14 protein-coding genes and 1 pseudogene are annotated in these 16,133 nt (G+C 61.3%); 7 read left to right on the top strand and 8 right to left on the bottom strand.

Annotated elements, in window-relative coordinates:
- Positions 1–140 precede the first annotated feature (140 nt).
- Positions 141–605: a bacterioferritin gene (gene bfr, locus RGV33_RS29145; protein WP_177082985.1), complete on the top strand. Its 465-nt coding sequence runs from the start codon at positions 141–143 to the stop codon at positions 603–605.
- A 67-nt stretch (positions 606–672) separates the two neighbouring features.
- Here bfr and uvrA read toward each other — a convergent pair whose 3' ends face one another.
- On the bottom strand, positions 673–3,507 hold the full coding sequence (gene uvrA / locus RGV33_RS29140; protein WP_322147795.1) for an excinuclease ABC subunit UvrA: 2,835 nt from the start codon (positions 3,505–3,507) through the stop codon (positions 673–675).
- A 178-nt stretch (positions 3,508–3,685) separates the two neighbouring features.
- Here uvrA and RGV33_RS29135 point away from each other — a divergent pair, with 178 nt between their 5' ends.
- Positions 3,686–5,080, top strand: coding sequence for an MFS transporter (locus RGV33_RS29135; RefSeq protein ID WP_322147794.1), 1,395 nt, complete (start codon positions 3,686–3,688; stop codon positions 5,078–5,080).
- A gap of 9 nt (positions 5,081–5,089) precedes the next feature.
- Entirely contained in the window at positions 5,090–5,608 is a 519-nt protein-coding gene (locus RGV33_RS29130) for a single-stranded DNA-binding protein (protein WP_003210042.1), read from the top strand.
- A 128-nt stretch (positions 5,609–5,736) separates the two neighbouring features.
- On the opposite strand, the pseudogene RGV33_RS29125 reads toward RGV33_RS29130, so the two are convergent.
- Positions 5,737–5,955, bottom strand: a pseudogene (locus RGV33_RS29125) (alpha/beta fold hydrolase); the annotation flags it as partial.
- 305 nt (positions 5,956–6,260) lie between these two features.
- Between RGV33_RS29125 and tam the strand changes: the two are divergent.
- Positions 6,261–7,022: a trans-aconitate 2-methyltransferase gene (tam, locus tag RGV33_RS29120; protein ID WP_322147793.1), complete on the top strand. Its 762-nt coding sequence runs from the start codon at positions 6,261–6,263 to the stop codon at positions 7,020–7,022.
- A 9-nt stretch (positions 7,023–7,031) separates the two neighbouring features.
- Here the strand turns inward: tam and RGV33_RS29115 are convergent, their stop codons facing one another.
- On the bottom strand, positions 7,032–7,583 hold the full coding sequence (locus tag RGV33_RS29115; protein ID WP_322147792.1) for a cysteine hydrolase family protein: 552 nt from the start codon (positions 7,581–7,583) through the stop codon (positions 7,032–7,034).
- Positions 7,584–7,679: 96 nt separating this feature from the next.
- Between RGV33_RS29115 and RGV33_RS29110 the strand changes: the two genes are divergently transcribed.
- The 3 genes from RGV33_RS29110 to RGV33_RS29100 all read left to right on the top strand — a co-directional run bounded on the left by RGV33_RS29110 (position 7,680) and on the right by RGV33_RS29100 (position 10,683).
- Positions 7,680–8,660: a GlxA family transcriptional regulator gene (locus tag RGV33_RS29110; RefSeq protein WP_322147791.1), complete on the top strand. Its 981-nt coding sequence runs from the start codon at positions 7,680–7,682 to the stop codon at positions 8,658–8,660.
- A gap of 171 nt (positions 8,661–8,831) precedes the next feature.
- Complete coding sequence (locus RGV33_RS29105; RefSeq protein WP_322147790.1) at positions 8,832–9,941, top strand: DUF3182 family protein; 1,110 nt, start codon at positions 8,832–8,834, stop codon at positions 9,939–9,941.
- Positions 9,931–10,683: an alpha/beta hydrolase family protein gene (locus RGV33_RS29100; RefSeq protein WP_322147789.1), complete on the top strand. Its 753-nt coding sequence runs from the start codon at positions 9,931–9,933 to the stop codon at positions 10,681–10,683. Before RGV33_RS29105 ends, RGV33_RS29100 begins: the two co-directional genes overlap by 11 nt.
- Here RGV33_RS29100 and RGV33_RS29095 read toward each other — a convergent pair.
- The 5 genes from RGV33_RS29095 to RGV33_RS29075 form a co-directional block, all read right to left on the bottom strand.
- Positions 10,670–11,650 (bottom strand): lysylphosphatidylglycerol synthase domain-containing protein, encoded by a 981-nt coding sequence (locus tag RGV33_RS29095; RefSeq protein ID WP_322147788.1) that lies wholly within the window; start codon positions 11,648–11,650, stop codon positions 10,670–10,672. The two genes, RGV33_RS29100 and RGV33_RS29095, sit on opposite strands and share 14 nt — an antisense overlap.
- Entirely contained in the window at positions 11,628–12,926 is a 1,299-nt protein-coding gene (gene clsB, locus RGV33_RS29090; protein WP_322147787.1) for a cardiolipin synthase ClsB, read from the bottom strand. Before clsB ends, RGV33_RS29095 begins: the two co-directional genes overlap by 23 nt.
- Complete coding sequence (locus RGV33_RS29085) at positions 12,923–13,699, bottom strand: endonuclease/exonuclease/phosphatase family protein (RefSeq protein ID WP_322147785.1); 777 nt, start codon at positions 13,697–13,699, stop codon at positions 12,923–12,925. The genes clsB and RGV33_RS29085 overlap by 4 nt, the downstream gene beginning before the upstream one ends.
- Positions 13,696–14,622: a DUF72 domain-containing protein gene (locus RGV33_RS29080; protein WP_322147783.1), complete on the bottom strand. Its 927-nt coding sequence runs from the start codon at positions 14,620–14,622 to the stop codon at positions 13,696–13,698. The genes RGV33_RS29085 and RGV33_RS29080 overlap by 4 nt, the downstream gene beginning before the upstream one ends.
- A 232-nt stretch (positions 14,623–14,854) precedes the next feature.
- Positions 14,855–16,057 carry an MFS transporter gene (locus RGV33_RS29075; protein WP_322147782.1) on the bottom strand — a complete coding sequence of 401 codons (1,203 nt, stop codon included), beginning with the start codon at positions 16,055–16,057 and terminating at the stop codon, positions 14,855–14,857.
- Positions 16,058–16,133: the final 76 nt, after the last annotated feature.

The raw sequence follows: 16,133 nt of genomic DNA, 5'->3' as shown, positions 1-16,133 counted from the left end.
AGAACCGCCCTCATTTGGGCGGTTTTTGCGTTATTTCAGCTACTTTTCACCGGAAATGTTCACTTTTCTGCCGTTGGTCCCGTGACCTCCGGGTCATCATGGTTCAAACTACAGACTTTCAAGCAGGGAGATGTAGGGCGATGCAAGGTCACCCCGACGTAATCGATTACCTCAACACGTTGCTGACGGGCGAACTGGCAGCTCGTGACCAATATTTCATTCACTCGCGGATGTACGAAGACTGGGGCTTTACCGAGCTCTACGAGCGTATCAACCACGAAATGGAAGAAGAGGCACAGCACGCCGATGCGCTGATGCGCCGTATCCTGATGCTCGAAGGCACGCCACGTATGCGTCCCGACGACCTGGACACCGGCACCACGGTGCCTGACATGCTCGCCAGCGACTTGCGCCTGGAGTACAAGGTGCGTGCCGCGCTCTGCAAGGGCATCGAGCTCTGCGAGCAGCACAATGACTACGTTACGCGGGAAATCCTGCGGGTGCAGTTGAATGATACCGAAGAAGATCACACCTACTGGCTGGAAAAGCAGTTGGGCCTGATCAAGTTGATTGGCCTGGAGAATTACCTGCAATCGCAGTTCTGATTCCGCCGGCTACAAAAAAGCCCCTGCCACTTACACAGTGACAGGGGCTTTTTCATGCACAGAACGATCAGTCCTTATCGCGGGCCAGCAGCGGCTTGAGGTAGAAGCCCGTGTGAGACTGCTTCATCTCCGACACTTGCTCGGGTGTGCCGACCGCAATGATCTGCCCACCTTTGGAGCCGCCTTCCGGCCCCAGGTCCACCAGCCAGTCGGCGGTCTTGATCACGTCCAGGTTGTGCTCGATCACCACCACCGTGTTGCCGTGGTCACGCAGGCGATGCAGCACGTCCAGCAGTTGCTGGATATCCGCGAAGTGCAGGCCTGTGGTCGGCTCATCGAGGATGTACAGCGTCTTGCCGGTATCGCGCTTGGACAGCTCACGAGACAGCTTGACCCGCTGCGCCTCACCACCCGACAGCGTAGTCGCCGACTGCCCCAGCTTGATGTACGACAGGCCAACATCCATCAGCGTCTGCAGCTTGCGCGCCAGGGCCGGTACGGCGTCAAAGAATACCCGGGCTTCCTCGATAGTCATCTCAAGGGTTTCGTGGATGCTCTTGCCCTTGTACTTGATCTCCAGGGTTTCGCGGTTGTAGCGCTTGCTCTTGCACACGTCGCATGGCACGTAGATGTCCGGCAGGAAGTGCATCTCCACCTTGATCAGGCCATCGCCCTGGCAAGCCTCGCAGCGCCCGCCCTTGACGTTGAACGAGAACCGGCCAGGCCCGTAGCCACGGGAGCGCGATTCCGGCACGCCGGCGAACAGCTCGCGAATGGGTGTGAACAGCCCGGTGTAGGTTGCCGGGTTGGACCGCGGCGTGCGGCCAATCGGGCTCTGGTCGATATCGACCACCTTGTCCAGGAGCTCCAGCCCCTTGATGCTGTCGTGAGCGGCGGCTTCCAGAGTCGTCGCGCCGTTCAGCGCGGTGGCGCTCAACGGGAACAGTGTGTTGTTGATCAGCGTCGACTTGCCCGAACCGGATACACCGGTCACGCAAGTCAGCAGGCCCAACGGGATTTCCAGGTCGACATTGCGCAAGTTGTTGCCACGCGCGCCCTTGAGGTGCAGTGCCATCTTCTTGTTGCGCGGAGTGCGTTTGGCCGGCACGGCGATCTTCACACGGCCCGACAGGTATTTGCCGGTCAGCGAATCAGGATGCGCCATCACTTCTGCCGGGGTGCCCTCGGCGACAATATGCCCACCGTGCACACCCGCTCCCGGGCCGATGTCGACCACATAGTCGGCCAGGCGAATCGCGTCTTCATCGTGCTCGACCACGATCACCGTATTCCCGATGTCCCGCAGGTGCTTCAGCGTTCCCAACAGTCGGTCGTTGTCCCGTTGATGCAAGCCGATCGAAGGCTCATCGAGGATGTACAGCACGCCCACCAGGCCGGCACCAATCTGGCTCGCCAGGCGAATCCGCTGGGCTTCACCGCCGGAAAGCGTATCGGCACTGCGATCCAGCGACAGATAGTCCAGCCCCACATTGACCAGGAATTGCAGCCGCTCACGAATCTCCTTGAGGATCTTGTCGGCAATCTCCCCACGGCGACCGGTCAACTTCAGCGTGCCAAAGTACTCGCAGGCATCGCCAATCGGCAGGTTGGTCACCGCCGGCAAGGTCTTCTCGCCAACCCACACGTGCCGCGCTTCACGGCGCAGGCGAGTGCCACGGCAATCCGGGCAGGGTTGGGTGCTGAGGAACTTGGCCAGCTCCTCGCGCACGCTGGCCGACTCGGTCTCGCGGTAACGGCGTTCCAGGTTCGGCACGATGCCTTCGAACGGGTGGGAGCGTTTGACGATATCGCCACGGTCGTTCAAATATTTGAAGTCGACGTTCTGCGAACCACTGCCGTGCAGGATGAATTTCTGATGTTCGCTCGTCAGCTCGTTGAACGGCACTTCCAGGCTGAACTTGTAGTGCGACGCAAGCGAACCCAACATCTGGAAGTAATAGACGTTACGCCTGTCCCAGCCACGTATCGCGCCTTCCGCCAGCGTGAGGTCGCCATTAACCAGGCGCTTGATGTCGAAGAATTGCTTAACTCCAAGGCCATCACAGGTCGGGCAGGCGCCGGCCGGGTTGTTGAAGGAAAACAGCTTCGGTTCGAGCTCGCTGATGGCATGGCCGCAGATCGGGCAGGCGAAGCGCGCAGAGAAGATGATTTCTTCCCCGGGCTCGTCGTCCATCGGTGCCACCAGGGCAATGCCGTCCGCCAGCTTCAGTGCGGTCTCGAAAGACTCCGCCAGGCGCTGCTGCAAGTCAGCGCGTACCTTGAAGCGGTCGACCACTACATCAATCGAGTGCTTCTTCTGTTTATCCAGCTTCGGCGCTTCGTCCAGCTCATAGAGCTTGCCGTTGATCCGGGCGCGTACGAAACCTTGCGCACGCAGTTCTTCAAAGACCGAAAGGTGTTCACCCTTGCGCTCGCGAATCACCGGCGCCAGCAGCATCAGCTTGGCGCCTTCCGGCTGGGCCAGCACCAGGTCGACCATCTGGCTGACGGTCTGGGCTTCCAGCGGAATGTCGTGGTCCGGGCAGCGGGGGATACCCACGCGGGCATACAGCAGGCGCAGGTAGTCGTAGATTTCGGTGATGGTGCCCACGGTGGAGCGCGGGTTATGCGACGTCGATTTCTGTTCGATGGAAATTGCTGGCGACAGGCCTTCGATGGTGTCGACGTCAGGCTTTTCCATCATCGACAGGAACTGCCGGGCATAGGCCGACAGGGATTCCACATAGCGGCGCTGGCCTTCGGCGTACAGCGTGTCAAACGCCAGGGACGACTTGCCGGACCCGGACAAGCCGGTGATGACGATCAGTTTGTCCCGTGGCAGGGTCAGGTCGATGTTCTTCAGGTTGTGGGTTCGAGCCCCACGAATCAGGATCTTGTCCAAGATGGCCTCGCACGGCGGGCGTAAATAATGCAGGAGTATACGGCTAAAGACTGGATGAATATACACTGTCAAAGTGCCGGGTGCAGCCTTACATGAAAGCTGCGCGGCAAAGCGCCGCATATACCCTCTCAATCGATGGGACTGGTAGAATCGCCGCCGGTTCACACGAGGTTTATCCATGCACGATCCCCACAGCGAACGCATGAGTGGCAGCGAGACCCGCGCAGCAAGCGGTCTGGCCCTGGTGTTCGCATTCCGTATGCTAGGCATGTTTATGGTGTTGCCAGTATTGGCGACCTATGGAATGGATCTCGCAGGAGCGACCCCAGCCCTGATCGGCCTGGCGATTGGCGCCTATGGCCTGACCCAGGCGCTGTTCCAGATTCCGTTCGGGATCATTTCCGACCGCATCGGCCGCCGGCCGGTCATCTACCTGGGGCTGATCGTGTTCGCCCTGGGCAGCGTGCTCGCGGCCAATGCCGACTCGATCTGGGGCGTGATCGCCGGGCGCGTCCTGCAGGGCGCGGGCGCTATTTCCGCCGCCGTCATGGCGCTGCTTTCCGACCTGACCCGCGAGCAACATCGCACCAAGGCCATGGCGATGATCGGCATGACCATCGGCCTGTCGTTTGCCGTTGCGATGGTGGTGGGCCCGTTGCTGACCCGTGCGTTCGGCTTGCATGGCCTGTTCCTCGCCACCGGCGGCATGGCGCTGTTCGGCATCGTGATCGTCGCCTTTATGGTGCCGCGCTCCACGGGGCCGTTGCAGCACCGTGAGTCGGGCGTGGCAAAACAGGCGTTGCTGCCCACGCTCAAGCACCCGGACCTGCTGCGCCTGGATTTAGGTATCTTCGTATTACACGCGATGCTGATGTGCAGCTTCATCGCCTTGCCCCTGGCCCTGGTGCAAAAAGCCGGGTTACCCAAGGAGCAGCACTGGTGGGTCTACCTTACCGCGCTGCTGATCTCGTTCTTCGCCATGATCCCGTTCATCATCTATGGCGAAAAGAAACGCAAAATGAAACGAGTTCTCTTGGGCGCCGTCGCGACATTGATGCTCACTGAGCTATTCTTCTGGCAGTTCGGCGACAGCTTGCGGGCACTGGTGATCGGCACGGTGGTGTTCTTCACGGCGTTCAACCTGCTGGAGGCTTCATTGCCTTCGCTGATCAGTAAGGTTTCACCGGCCGGCGGCAAAGGCACGGCGATGGGCGTGTATTCCACCAGCCAGTTCCTCGGTTCTGCACTGGGCGGGATCATGGGTGGCTGGATGTTCCAGCATGGCGGTTTGTCGGTTGTGTTCCTGGGATGCGCAGGTCTGGCTGCCCTCTGGCTGGCCTTTGCTGTTACCATGCGCGAACCTCCCTATGTGACGAGCCTGCGCCTGCCGTTATCGCCCGAAGCGATCCGCGAAGCCGGTCTGGTCGAGCGCCTGAAGGCCGTCGTTGGGGTTACGGATGCTGTGGTTGTCACTGAAGAAGCCGCCATCTACATCAAATTGGACACCGAATTATTGGATCGCGCGACGCTCGAGCAACTGGTCAACCCAGTGCCGACAGCGCGCCCAGCCTAGGAGAACGTTATGGCCCGTGGGGTTAACAAAGTCATATTGGTCGGTACTTGCGGCCAGGATCCCGAAGTTCGCTACTTGCCGAACGGTAACGCCGTGACCAACCTGAGTCTGGCGACCAGCGAACAGTGGACCGACAAGCAAACCGGCCAGAAGGTCGAGAAAACCGAATGGCACCGTGTGTCGATGTTCGGCAAGGTTGCAGAGATCGCCGGTGAGTACCTGCGCAAAGGTTCGCAGGTCTACATCGAAGGCAAACTGCAAACCCGTGAGTGGGAAAAAGACGGCATCAAGCGTTACACCACCGAAATCGTGGTCGACATGCAAGGCACCATGCAACTGCTGGGCGGCCGTCCACAGGGCGACCAACAGGGCCAGGGCGGCATGTCCAACTCGGCACCGCGTCCACAGCAGCAGTCCCGTCCGCAGCCAACCCAGCAGCCACAGCGTGAGTCGCGTCCAGCGCCACAGCAGGCAGCTCCTCAGCCAGCGGCCGACTTCGACAGCTTTGATGACGATATTCCGTTCTAGGATATAGCCACGCAACACGCTGCAAATATAAGAAACCGCGCCGCCTGACAGGGCCGCGCGGTTTTTTTTGGGCTGGCGGTGCTCATTGCTGCGCGAACCTGAGCATTTCAGCATTGGCTCGCTCTTTGTTCAGTTCTCAACATCAGTGGAGTTACCGAGCAGACCAGCCCCGCCTTGGCCACGCGCGCGATGCCGTGGCGAGCGATATAACGTGCTACTTCGCCACCTCCCGTGGAAAAGCCGAAGAGGATCGCGTTTCTCAGATCCAAATGCTCGATCAACTCCGCCAGATCGTCGGCATAGTGGTCCATATCATTGCCATCCCACGGCTGGCTTGAGCGCCCATGCGGGGCTGACGCCTGCGCAGGTCGACAATAATTTTAGTCGGATTTGGCAAACCGTGTATGGACACCCCAAGGCCTGCAGCTGCCAGGCTCAGGGTCGCGGTCATACGCGGCGCCTCCTGCACCACTGAAACGCCGACAAGGGTTTCCCGGAACAGGCGTAGCACGCTGGGTACAAACGGCCGAGCTGCCTGAGTTCCAGCATAGGAATACTTTTGAGGTATGGGAGGTGATGAATGCTGGCGTTTGTTCTCATGGATCACAAGAATTAGGCTGTTGTCACTCCTCACAGAAGAAGGCATGCCGCGATGACCTGGTCAGCCAAGCAATACTCGATGTTCGAACAACAGCGCACCCGTCCCGTCCGCGACCTGGTGGCGGCCATCCCTGATAGCGATGTGCGCAGCGCCGTCGACCTGGGATGCGGCCCGGGCAACTCTACTGAAGTATTGGCTGATCGTTTCCCGCAGGCATTGGTCACTGGCATGGACAGCTCCGATGACATGCTGGTCGACGCCCGCACGCGCCTGCCCACGCTGAACTTCGAATTGGCCGACATCGGCGCCTGGAACCCCGCGCAGAAGTTCGACGTCATCCTCGCCAATGCCTCGCTGCAATGGCTGCCGGACCACGCCGCGTTGTACCCGCACCTGATCAATCAGTTGAACCCCGGCGGCACATTGGCAGTGCAAACGCCCGACAACCTCGATGAGCCGGCCCACACGCTGGCGCGGGAAGTGGCGGCGCACGGGCCATGGGCTGCCAAGATCAGCGCGGTGAAACACAACGAACGCCATACCGCGAGCTACTACTTTGAGCTGCTGAACAAACACTGTTCCACCGTGGATGTATGGCGCACCACTTACCACCATCCGCTCGCAGGCGCTGCTGCGGTGGTGGAGTGGTTCAAAGGGTCGGCGCTGCGTCCGTTCCTGGCGCCCCTGACTGAAGCAGAAAAAAGCGCCTTCCTCCATGAGTACCTGGCGCGGATCACCAAGGCTTATCCTGCGCTGGACGATGGCGCCGTGCTGCTGCCATTTCCGCGCCTGTTCATCATCGCCACCCGGTAAGCAGCGTAATCAGTCGGCAGCCAGGAACTGGGCCGCCGACACCACGCTCGCATACGCAAACCCCAGCGACGACATAAACGCCGCATGCACCTGGGCCGCCGGTACGGTGGTACCGTTGAATTCCAAGTCCCGCGTGGCGCAGGCATCGTGAATCACGGTCACGCTGTAGCCCAGATCCGCGGCCGCACGCACCACGCCGTCGATACACATATGGCTCATGCTGCCCACCACCACCAACTCGGTGATGCTGCGTTGTTCCAGCAGCTCCCGCAGGTTGGTCTCGCGAAACGCATTGACGAAATGCTTGAGCACCACCGGTTCATCGGCCCGATTCAGAACCTTGGGGTGCAAATGCGCGCCTTGCGAACCCGGGGTGAAGAAGGGCGCATCGTCGGATTTGAATTCGTGGCGCACATGAATCACCGCATCGCCCGCCTGGCGAAACGCCTGGAGCACTTGCTGCGCCTTGTCTGCCGCCGCGTCCACACCGTCAAGCGGCCACTTGCCCTGGGGGAAGTAGTCGTTCTGGATATCGATTAGGATGAGCGCTTGCTTGGCCATGTTTGGTTTCCTTGTGATGGTTGATGCGTCCAGTATCGTGGCTGGCGTAGCGCCTGGGGATTGGCCGCACCGACAATACCAGAGGGAAAACTGACAATGGCGATCGTCGAACTTGGCGTGCTGATCTACAGCGGTGCGCAAATGGCCGCCGTGCATGGCTTGACTGACTTGTTCGCCGTCGCCAGCCGGATTGCCGCCGAGCATCAGTCCGAGCAACTGCCGGCACTGCGTATCAGTCATTGGCAGGCCGAGGCAGGCAGTGCGCCGGCCCGCGTGTTCGACAGCCAGCCGGGCGCCGGGCAGGCGCTGACCGCCTTGCTGATTCCGCCGTCCATCGCGGGCTTCTCCGAGGGGCAGGCTTCTGCCGAGTTGCTCGATTGGCTTCGCCAGCAGCACCGCACGGGGACTATCCTGGGTGGGGTGTGCGTGGGTTCGATCCTGCTGGCGGAAAGCGGCCTGTTGGACGGTCGTAGCGCCACCACGCACTGGACGTCAGCCAAATCTTTCGCTGGCCGTTACCCGGCTATTCGCCTTGAGGCCGACAAACCCATCGTCGATGACGGCGATCTGATCACCACCGCCGGGCTGATGGCCTGGTCCGAGCTTGGTCTGCGCCTGGTAGACCGCTTACTCGGCCCGAGCATCGCCGCCAGCACCGCGCGCTTTTTGGTGATCGAACACAGCGACAGCGCCAGTGAGTGTGGCAGTAACTTTGCGCCGATCCTGGCCCATGGCGACGGTGCGATTCTAAAGGTGCAGCATTGGCTGCAGGCCAGTGGCGCGGTGGATGTTTCCTTGGCCGCGATGGCGCAACAGGCTGGGCTTGAGGAGCGCACATTCCTGCGCCGGTTCCGCGCCGCCACGGGTTTGAAACCCACCGAATACTGCCAGCACCTGCGGGTGGGCAAGGCGCGGCAGATGCTTGAGTTCACCAACGGCACCATTGATCACATCGCCTGGACTGTCGGTTATCAAGACCCCGGCGCCTTCCGCGCTACCTTCAAGAAAATCACTGGGCTGGCGCCAAGCGACTACCGCAGCCGTTTCGGTGTAATGCCCAGCAAGGCCCAAGCCTGAATCGTGCAGAACGCCGCGACTGCCAGAGCACTTCGTGCAGAATAAAACAGGCCAAGTGCTATCGCTTTCCTCGCAACTGATTGATTCTCGAGGAGTTTAAACAAACCTCGCCTTGGCTTGATCCCTGCAACCTTCTCCCTACACACATGGCAGGACAGCCAAGGGGGACGCATGACCCCGATAAAGCGCAAGAAAATCGTAGTGGCACACTCGGTCCGACCGGGCGCGCCGTTGCACGAAGTCGAAACCAACCGCGCCCTGGCCCGCTGGCTGGCGCAGATCCTCGGGCTCAAATATGGCGGCAGCTATGACCCTGAGTTGCACAGTGGGCGCGACCTTTATCTGTTACCTACCCAAACCCTCGTCGGTGCGGCCCAGGCGCGGCAATTGGGCATCAAAGGCCCCGAAGACTTGTGGGGCGGTTACGTCGATCACGACTTCATCTGCACCAAGGCCATCAGCCACGGGCTGCTGAATAAAAATGCGGTGGCCCCTGAAGGCTGGTCGCCGCTGTTTTCCGAGCGTATTCGCAACGTGGTACTTGATGGCCTGAGTGTGCACGCCCTGGAAGACGCGCGGCCGGCGGCCACCCACTTGCTCTACACCGGGCCGATCCGCCTCAAGCCCGTGCACGCGTGCGCCGGTCGCGGCCAGGAAGTGATCCGCAGCCTCGACGAATTCGACGCCATCCTCGCCCGGCCTGACGCGGCGCAACTGTTCACTGACGGTGTGGTACTGGAGCAGGATTTGCACGAGGTGGTCACTCACAGTGTTGGCCAGAGCTTTATCGGCGATCACGTCATCAGCTACTGCGGTGATCAGTACCTGACCCAGGACGGGCAGGGCGAGGAGGTCTATGGTGGTTCTAACCTGCTGGTGGTACCGGGCTACTACGAAGACCTGCTTGAGCTCGAGCTACCTGACGATGTGCGCCTGGCCATCGAGCAAGCGCAGGCGTTTGATACTGCGGCGGATGAAGCCTACCCGGGGTTTTACGCTTCGCGGCGCAACTACGACATCGCCCAAGGCCTGGACAGCGACGGCCAGCGCCGCAGCGGTGTGCTGGAGCAATCCTGGCGTATGGGCGGGGCCAGCAGCGCGGAAGTCGCGGCGTTGCAAAGCTTCGTCAATAACCCCGGGCTGCGGGCGATTTACGTCTCGTCGGTAGAAACCTACGTCGACCAGCCACTGCCGGCTGACGCGATTGAGGTGTACCGCGGCCCGGCAGAAAACAGCGACTTTCTTCTCAAGTATGTGACGGTCAAATCTTATGACGGCTAGAAGCGAAAACATTGCCATTGATATCGACGATGAACAGATGAGCGGGACGTTCCTGAGTCCCAAATCGAAAGTGCCGGGGGTGTTGTTTGTGCACGGCTGGGGCGGTAGCCAGGAGCGTGACCTGGAACGCGCCAAGGGCATCGCCGGGCTGGGTTGCGTGTGCCTCACCTTTGACCTGCGCGGCCATGCTGGTAACGGCATTCCACTGTCGCGCGTCACCCGCGAAGACAACCTGCGCGACCTGCTCGCCGCCTACGACCGCCTGCTGTCACACCCGGCCATCGACACCTCGGCGGTGGCGGTGGTGGGCACCAGTTACGGCGGTTACCTGGCCGCCATCCTCACCTCGCTGCGCCCCGTGCGCTGGCTGGCGCTGCGAGTACCTGCGCTGTACCGCGACCAGGAATGGCTCAAGCCCAAGCGCGACCTGGACAAGGCCGACCTGATGGATTACCGCGGCACGTTTGTGCACGCCCAAACCAATCGCGCCTTGCACGCCTGCGCGGCATTTACCGGGGATGTGCTGATTGTTGAATCGGAAACCGACGATCACGTGCCCCACGCCACCATCATGAGCTACCGCGCGGCCTGCCAGCAGACGCACTCGCTGACCCATCGGATTATCGACGGTGCGGATCACTCCCTGAGTGACCCGGTGTCGCAGCAGGCCTACACCTCGATCCTGGTGGACTGGATCACCGAGATGGTGGTGGGCGAACGCTTGAGCATTATTCAGTCTTAGGCGTCTTTTTCACGCGCAGCGCCTTGGCCTTGGCTTCCACCGCGAGGTACATCACCAGCGCCACCAGCAGCGGCAGGATGAAGTAGATTGCGCGGTAGGCGATCAGGCCCGCGAGCAAACTGCCGCGGGACGCTTCGTGTTGCAACAAGGCAATAAACACCGCCTCCAGCACCCCAAGCCCTGCCGGGATATGCGTGACGACCCCCGCAATGCTGCTGATCAGCAACACGCCGAGCACCACTGGATAATCCAGTTGCTTGGGCAGCAGCGTGAAGATTACCGCCGCCATCAGCGACCAGTTCAGCGCACCCAGTGCCAGCTGCAACACCGCCATGCGTAGCGATGGCAGGCTGATTTCAATCCCGCGTACCGACCACGCGCGCTTTTTCGACAACCGGCACGCCAGCAGATAACCCAGGCTCGCCAGTACCAGCAGCACGCCAACGCCTTGCAGCGCGCCACTGCTGAGCTTCCACCCCGGCGGCAGCGACACCAGCCCGCTGCTGAACACCGCGCCGGCAATCGCCATGTAGCCGAACCAGTTGGTGGCCAGGCTCAAGCCGAGGATTTTCGCGATGTTCCCGCTGCTCACCCCCAACCGGGAATACAGCCGGTAGCGCATGGCGATGCCACCCACCCAGGCACTCAGGTTGAGGTTGAAGGCATAGCTGATGATGCCCACCGGCAGGATCTGCTTCCAGCGCAAAGGCTGGCGGATGTAGGTGCGCCCGATCAGGTCAAAGCACGAATACACCAGGAAACTGCACAGGGTCAGCGCGCCGGCGATAAGCAAGGTGCGCAGCTTGAAACTGCCGAGGGTGTCGAACACCTCGCTCCAGTCGATACGCCGGGCAAGCAGGGTGAACAGCACGATCAACACCAGGAAAAACACCACGGTCAGCGGTTTTTTCCAGCGTTTGAAAAACCCCGGGCGGGCGTTCTGTTCAGCTGTGTGAGCTTGGGTCATGGTCCGCACGCTCCTCATGAACGAAGGGTTTCAGCCTCGGCTTGTGGGCCGGCAGCCAGCCGGTCCACGAGGGAAAATGCCGCAGCACGTGGAACACCACGAAGCCCACGGTTACCCGCCAGAACCAGCCGCGAGGCGAGCGGTTTTCCGGCATGGTCTTGCAGTGGTTCTGGCTCAGGTATTCCAGGCGTTCGAACAGTTGCTGATTGAACCCGCGATCGCGAATCAGCACGTTGGCCTCAAGGTTCAGCGACAGGCTCAACGGGTCGAGATTACTTGATCCCACCGTGCTCCATTGCTCATCCACCAACGCCACCTTGCCGTGCAACGGACGTTGACAGTACTCGTGGATCACCACGCCTTCCTTGAGCAAATAGTCATACAGCATGCGTGCCGCAAGCTTTGCGAGCAGCACATCCGGCTGGCCCTGCATGATCAATTGCACCTGCACCCCGCGCCGCGCGGCATTACGGATTTCCCGCAGCAAACGGTAACCCGGGAAGAAGTAAGCGTTGGCAATTACCACCCGCCGCTGGGCCTTGCGCAGGGCATGCAGGTAGGCTTCTTCGATGTCGGAACGGTGTTGCAGATTGTCCCGGTAAATTAGCCGCACCAAACCATCGCCGTCGCCCGCAGCCCAGGGCGACGGGCGTTGCTCACGCCGCCAGCCGCGACGCTTGCGCACACGCCGGCCACTTTGCGCGAGGGCAAAATGGTGCAAGTCAGCCACCGCCGCGCCTTGCACCTGCACCGCATAATCCTGCTTGGCCTCGGGGCCAAAATCCCCCAGGTGGTCGGCCGAAAAATTGATCCCACCGATAAATGCCACGGTGGCATCCACCACCACAATCTTGCGGTGCAGGCGGCGAAACCAGTTGGTGCGAAAGCCCAGCGTCTTGCTCGCCGGGTCGAACATCTGCACGGTCACGCCGGCCTGACTCAGCTCACTGAGAAACCCTGGCGTCAGCTCGCCACAGCCAAAGCCATCGAGGCTGGCCACCACCTTAACGCCACGCTGCGCGGCCTCGATCAAAATACCTTTGAGTTCATGGCCGACTTTGTCTTCAAACAGAATGAACGTCTCCAGCAGGATCTCCCGCTGGGCCTGGCGCATCGCCTCGAACACCTTGGGGAAGTAAGCCTCGCCGTTCTCCAGCAACTCAATCTGGTTGCTTCCCTGCCAGCCATAATCCGGGTCCCGGGCTGCTGCATCGTCCGGCGGTTGGTCGGTCGCGATATGCTCCACCGCAAGCTTTTCCAGGGGCGCGCTGTTCATAATTCGATCTCCACCAACAGCGGCGCGTGGTCGGATAAATGCGACCACGGGCGGCTGGTCAGCACCTGCGGCTGATGCACCTTGAGGTTGCGCACATAGATGCGGTCCAGAGGCAGCAGCGGCAGGCGCGCGGGGAAGGTGCGGGCCGGCTTGCCCAGGGTTTCGATAAACACTTCCCGCAGCCCGCAATGAGCAAGGTCTGCCTGCTGGCGCCAGTCATTGAAGTCACCGGCGACAATCACCGGCGCGTCGGCGGGGATCTCGGCGATCCGCTGCGCGATCAGGCGCAGTTGCTGCTGGCGGTGCACTTCCCGCAGCCCCAGGTGCACGCAGATGGCGTGCACGTCCTGCACATTACCCGGCAGGCGCAACACGCAATGCAGCAGCCCGCGGCTTTCATGGCCGCTTTGGGAAATGTCGAGGTTGTCATAGCGGATGATCTGGAATTTCGACAGCAACGCATTGCCGTGGTCGCCATGGGGATACACCGCGTTGCGGCCATAGGCGAACTGCGGCCAGATGCTGTCGGCGAGGAACTCGTACTGCGGCATGCTTGGCCAGTTGCTGTAGCGCTTGGGATGGCGCTCGTGGGTGCCGTGGATCTCCTGCAGGAACACCACGTCGGCGGCCACGCTGCGGATCGCCTCGCGCAACTCGGGCAGGATGAAGCGCCGGTTGAGCGCGGTGAAACCCTTGTGGGTATTGACCGTCAGCACCCTGAAGCGGGTGATGGCTTCGGTGGGCGCGGTCGGCATCAGCTCTGGGTGCGTCATGGCAACACCCCAGCGTCCGGCAGCTTGCCGGGTTCGGTAGCCAATTGCTGGTCCAGGCCAAAACGCTGCAGCAATTGGCGCGCATCGAAGGGTGCACGCACCTTGATGTCGTTATCGAAATAACAAAACACCTCGCGCTGCTTGCGGGCACTGGGCTTGTGCTGCGGGTCGATCAACTGCGCATCGGTCGGTTGCTTGCCCTGGCTCCAGCGCTCGATACGATCACCCCAGCGCTTGAGCGCTTCGGGCGTATAGCCGCTGGCGTACAGCGCTTTGTCCCCGTGCAACCGCAGGTAGACAAAGTTCGCCGTGACATCTTCCAGATAGGGCCACTTGCCGGCCGTGTCCGCCACCACCAGGGCCACGCCATACTTGTCGAGCAGCTCGACGAACTCCGGTACGGCAAAACTTTTATGGCGAATTTCCACCGCATGACGCAGCGGCTTTTTGCCGTAGGCCTTCATGCTCGCCTTGCCGTTCAGGCGGGGTTCATGCTGGCGGGCGAGGGCGGCGGCTTGCTGGGTATTGGTAGGTAATTGCGCGAGAAACGCCTCAAACAACGGCGCGTCGAATTTGAAACTGGGCGGGAACTGCCAGAGGATCGGCCCGAGCTTTTCCTTGAGTTCCAGCACGCCGGAGGCGAAGAAATTCGCCATCGGCTTGTGCACCTCCCGCAGCCGCAGGATGTGGGTGATATAGCGCGGCGCCTTGACGCTGAACACAAATCCCTCGGGCGTGTCGCCATACCACTCGGCGTAGCGTTTGGGTGTTTGCAGTGCATAGAACGAGCCGTTGATCTCGATACTGTTGACCGCCCGTGAGGCAAACTGCAGCTCGCGCTTCTGGGTCAGGCCCTCGGGGTAGAAATCCCCCCGCCAAGGCGTGTAGCGCCAGCCGGAAATGCCGATATGAATCGCGGCCATGATGACTCCCGTGGGTTAGCTGTGTGGTGACCTCCGTTTTAGGGTGACTGCGATGATTGGAAGAAAGTTTCGGCGGGCCTACAGACGGTTTGGCGCTGGGCAACACCACACTCCAATGTGGGAGCCGGGCTTGCCCGCGATGTCGGAGTGTCAGCAGAGAGTTATCTCACTGATCCACCGCCATCGCGGGCAAGCCCGGCTCCCACAGTTGTTTTGTGTTTATCCCGGCGGATCAGTGCCCACCAACCACGCGGGTCGAACTCTCGGCATGCACCGGGCCCAGGCGGTCAAGTCGACCGCTCCAGGCCGTCAGCGCCAGGGCCACCAATACCACCGAGCCACCAATCCACGCGGTGTGGATCAAGCCCATGTGGGCGACGATCAAACCACCGGCCCATGCACCACCGGCGATCCCCAGGTTGAAGGCCGCGATGTTCAGGCCCGAAGCCACGTCCACCGCGTTCGGCGTGTGGTGTTCCGCCTGGCGCACCACGTACACCTGCAAGCCCGGCACGTTGCCGAAGGCGACCGCGCCCCACACCAGCACAGTGGCCAGGGCCAGCCATGGGTTGCCGGCGGTGAGGGTCAACACGAACAACACGGCGGCGAGCAGGGCGAAGATGATTTTAAGCGCACTGATCGGGCCGCGTTTGTCGGCCAGTTTGCCGCCCCAGATGTTACCGATGGCCACCGAGATGCCATACACCAGCAGCACCAGGCTGACGGCGCTGGCGCTGAAGCCGCTGATGTCCTGAAGAATCGGCGCCAGGTAGGTGAACGCGATGAACGAGCCGCCGTACCCCACCGCGGTCATGGCGTACACCAACAGCAGCCGTGGTTGTTTCAGTACTTGCAGTTGCTGCAACAGCGACGCTGGTTTGCTGTGGGCGATGTTTTTCGGCACATAGAGCAGGCTGCCGATAAACGCGATCAAGCCCAGGGCCGAAACGGCAAGGAAGGTTTCGCGCCAGCCGAAGTGCTGGCCGATAAACGTGCCCAGCGGCACACCGGTCACCAGCGCCACGGTCAGGCCGGTAAACATGATCGCAATCGCGCTGGCAGCTTTTTCCTTGGGCACGAGGCTGGTGGCGATGGTCGAGCCAATCGAGAAAAACACCCCATGGGCCAGGCCGGTGACGATCCGCGCCAACACCAGGGACTCATAACTCGGCGCTTGCCAGGCCAGCAGGTTGCCGAGGGTGAACAGCACCATCAGCGACAACAGCAGTAATTTGCGCGGCACTTTGCCGGTCAGTGCGGTGAGCACCGGCGCGCCGATGGCCACGCCCAGGGCGTAGAGGCTGACCAGCAGGCCGGCGGACGGCAGGCTTACGCCAAGGTCGGCGCCGATGGTGGGTAACAGGCCAACGATGACGAATTCGGTCGTCCCGATGGCGAAAGCGCTGAGGGTCAGCGCGAGCAAGGCAATGGGCATGGCTGCAACTCCGGTGGGTTTCAATCAGGCGCGCAGTCTCGGGTGTCGGCTTGTGCGGAAAAAGACAGGTATTGGC

Source organism: Pseudomonas sp. Bout1, assembly GCF_034314165.1.
Lineage (GTDB): Bacteria > Pseudomonadota > Gammaproteobacteria > Pseudomonadales > Pseudomonadaceae > Aquipseudomonas.
The sequence above is the reverse complement of the archived record's forward strand: the minus strand, read 5'-3'. Positions and strand labels throughout refer to the sequence as shown.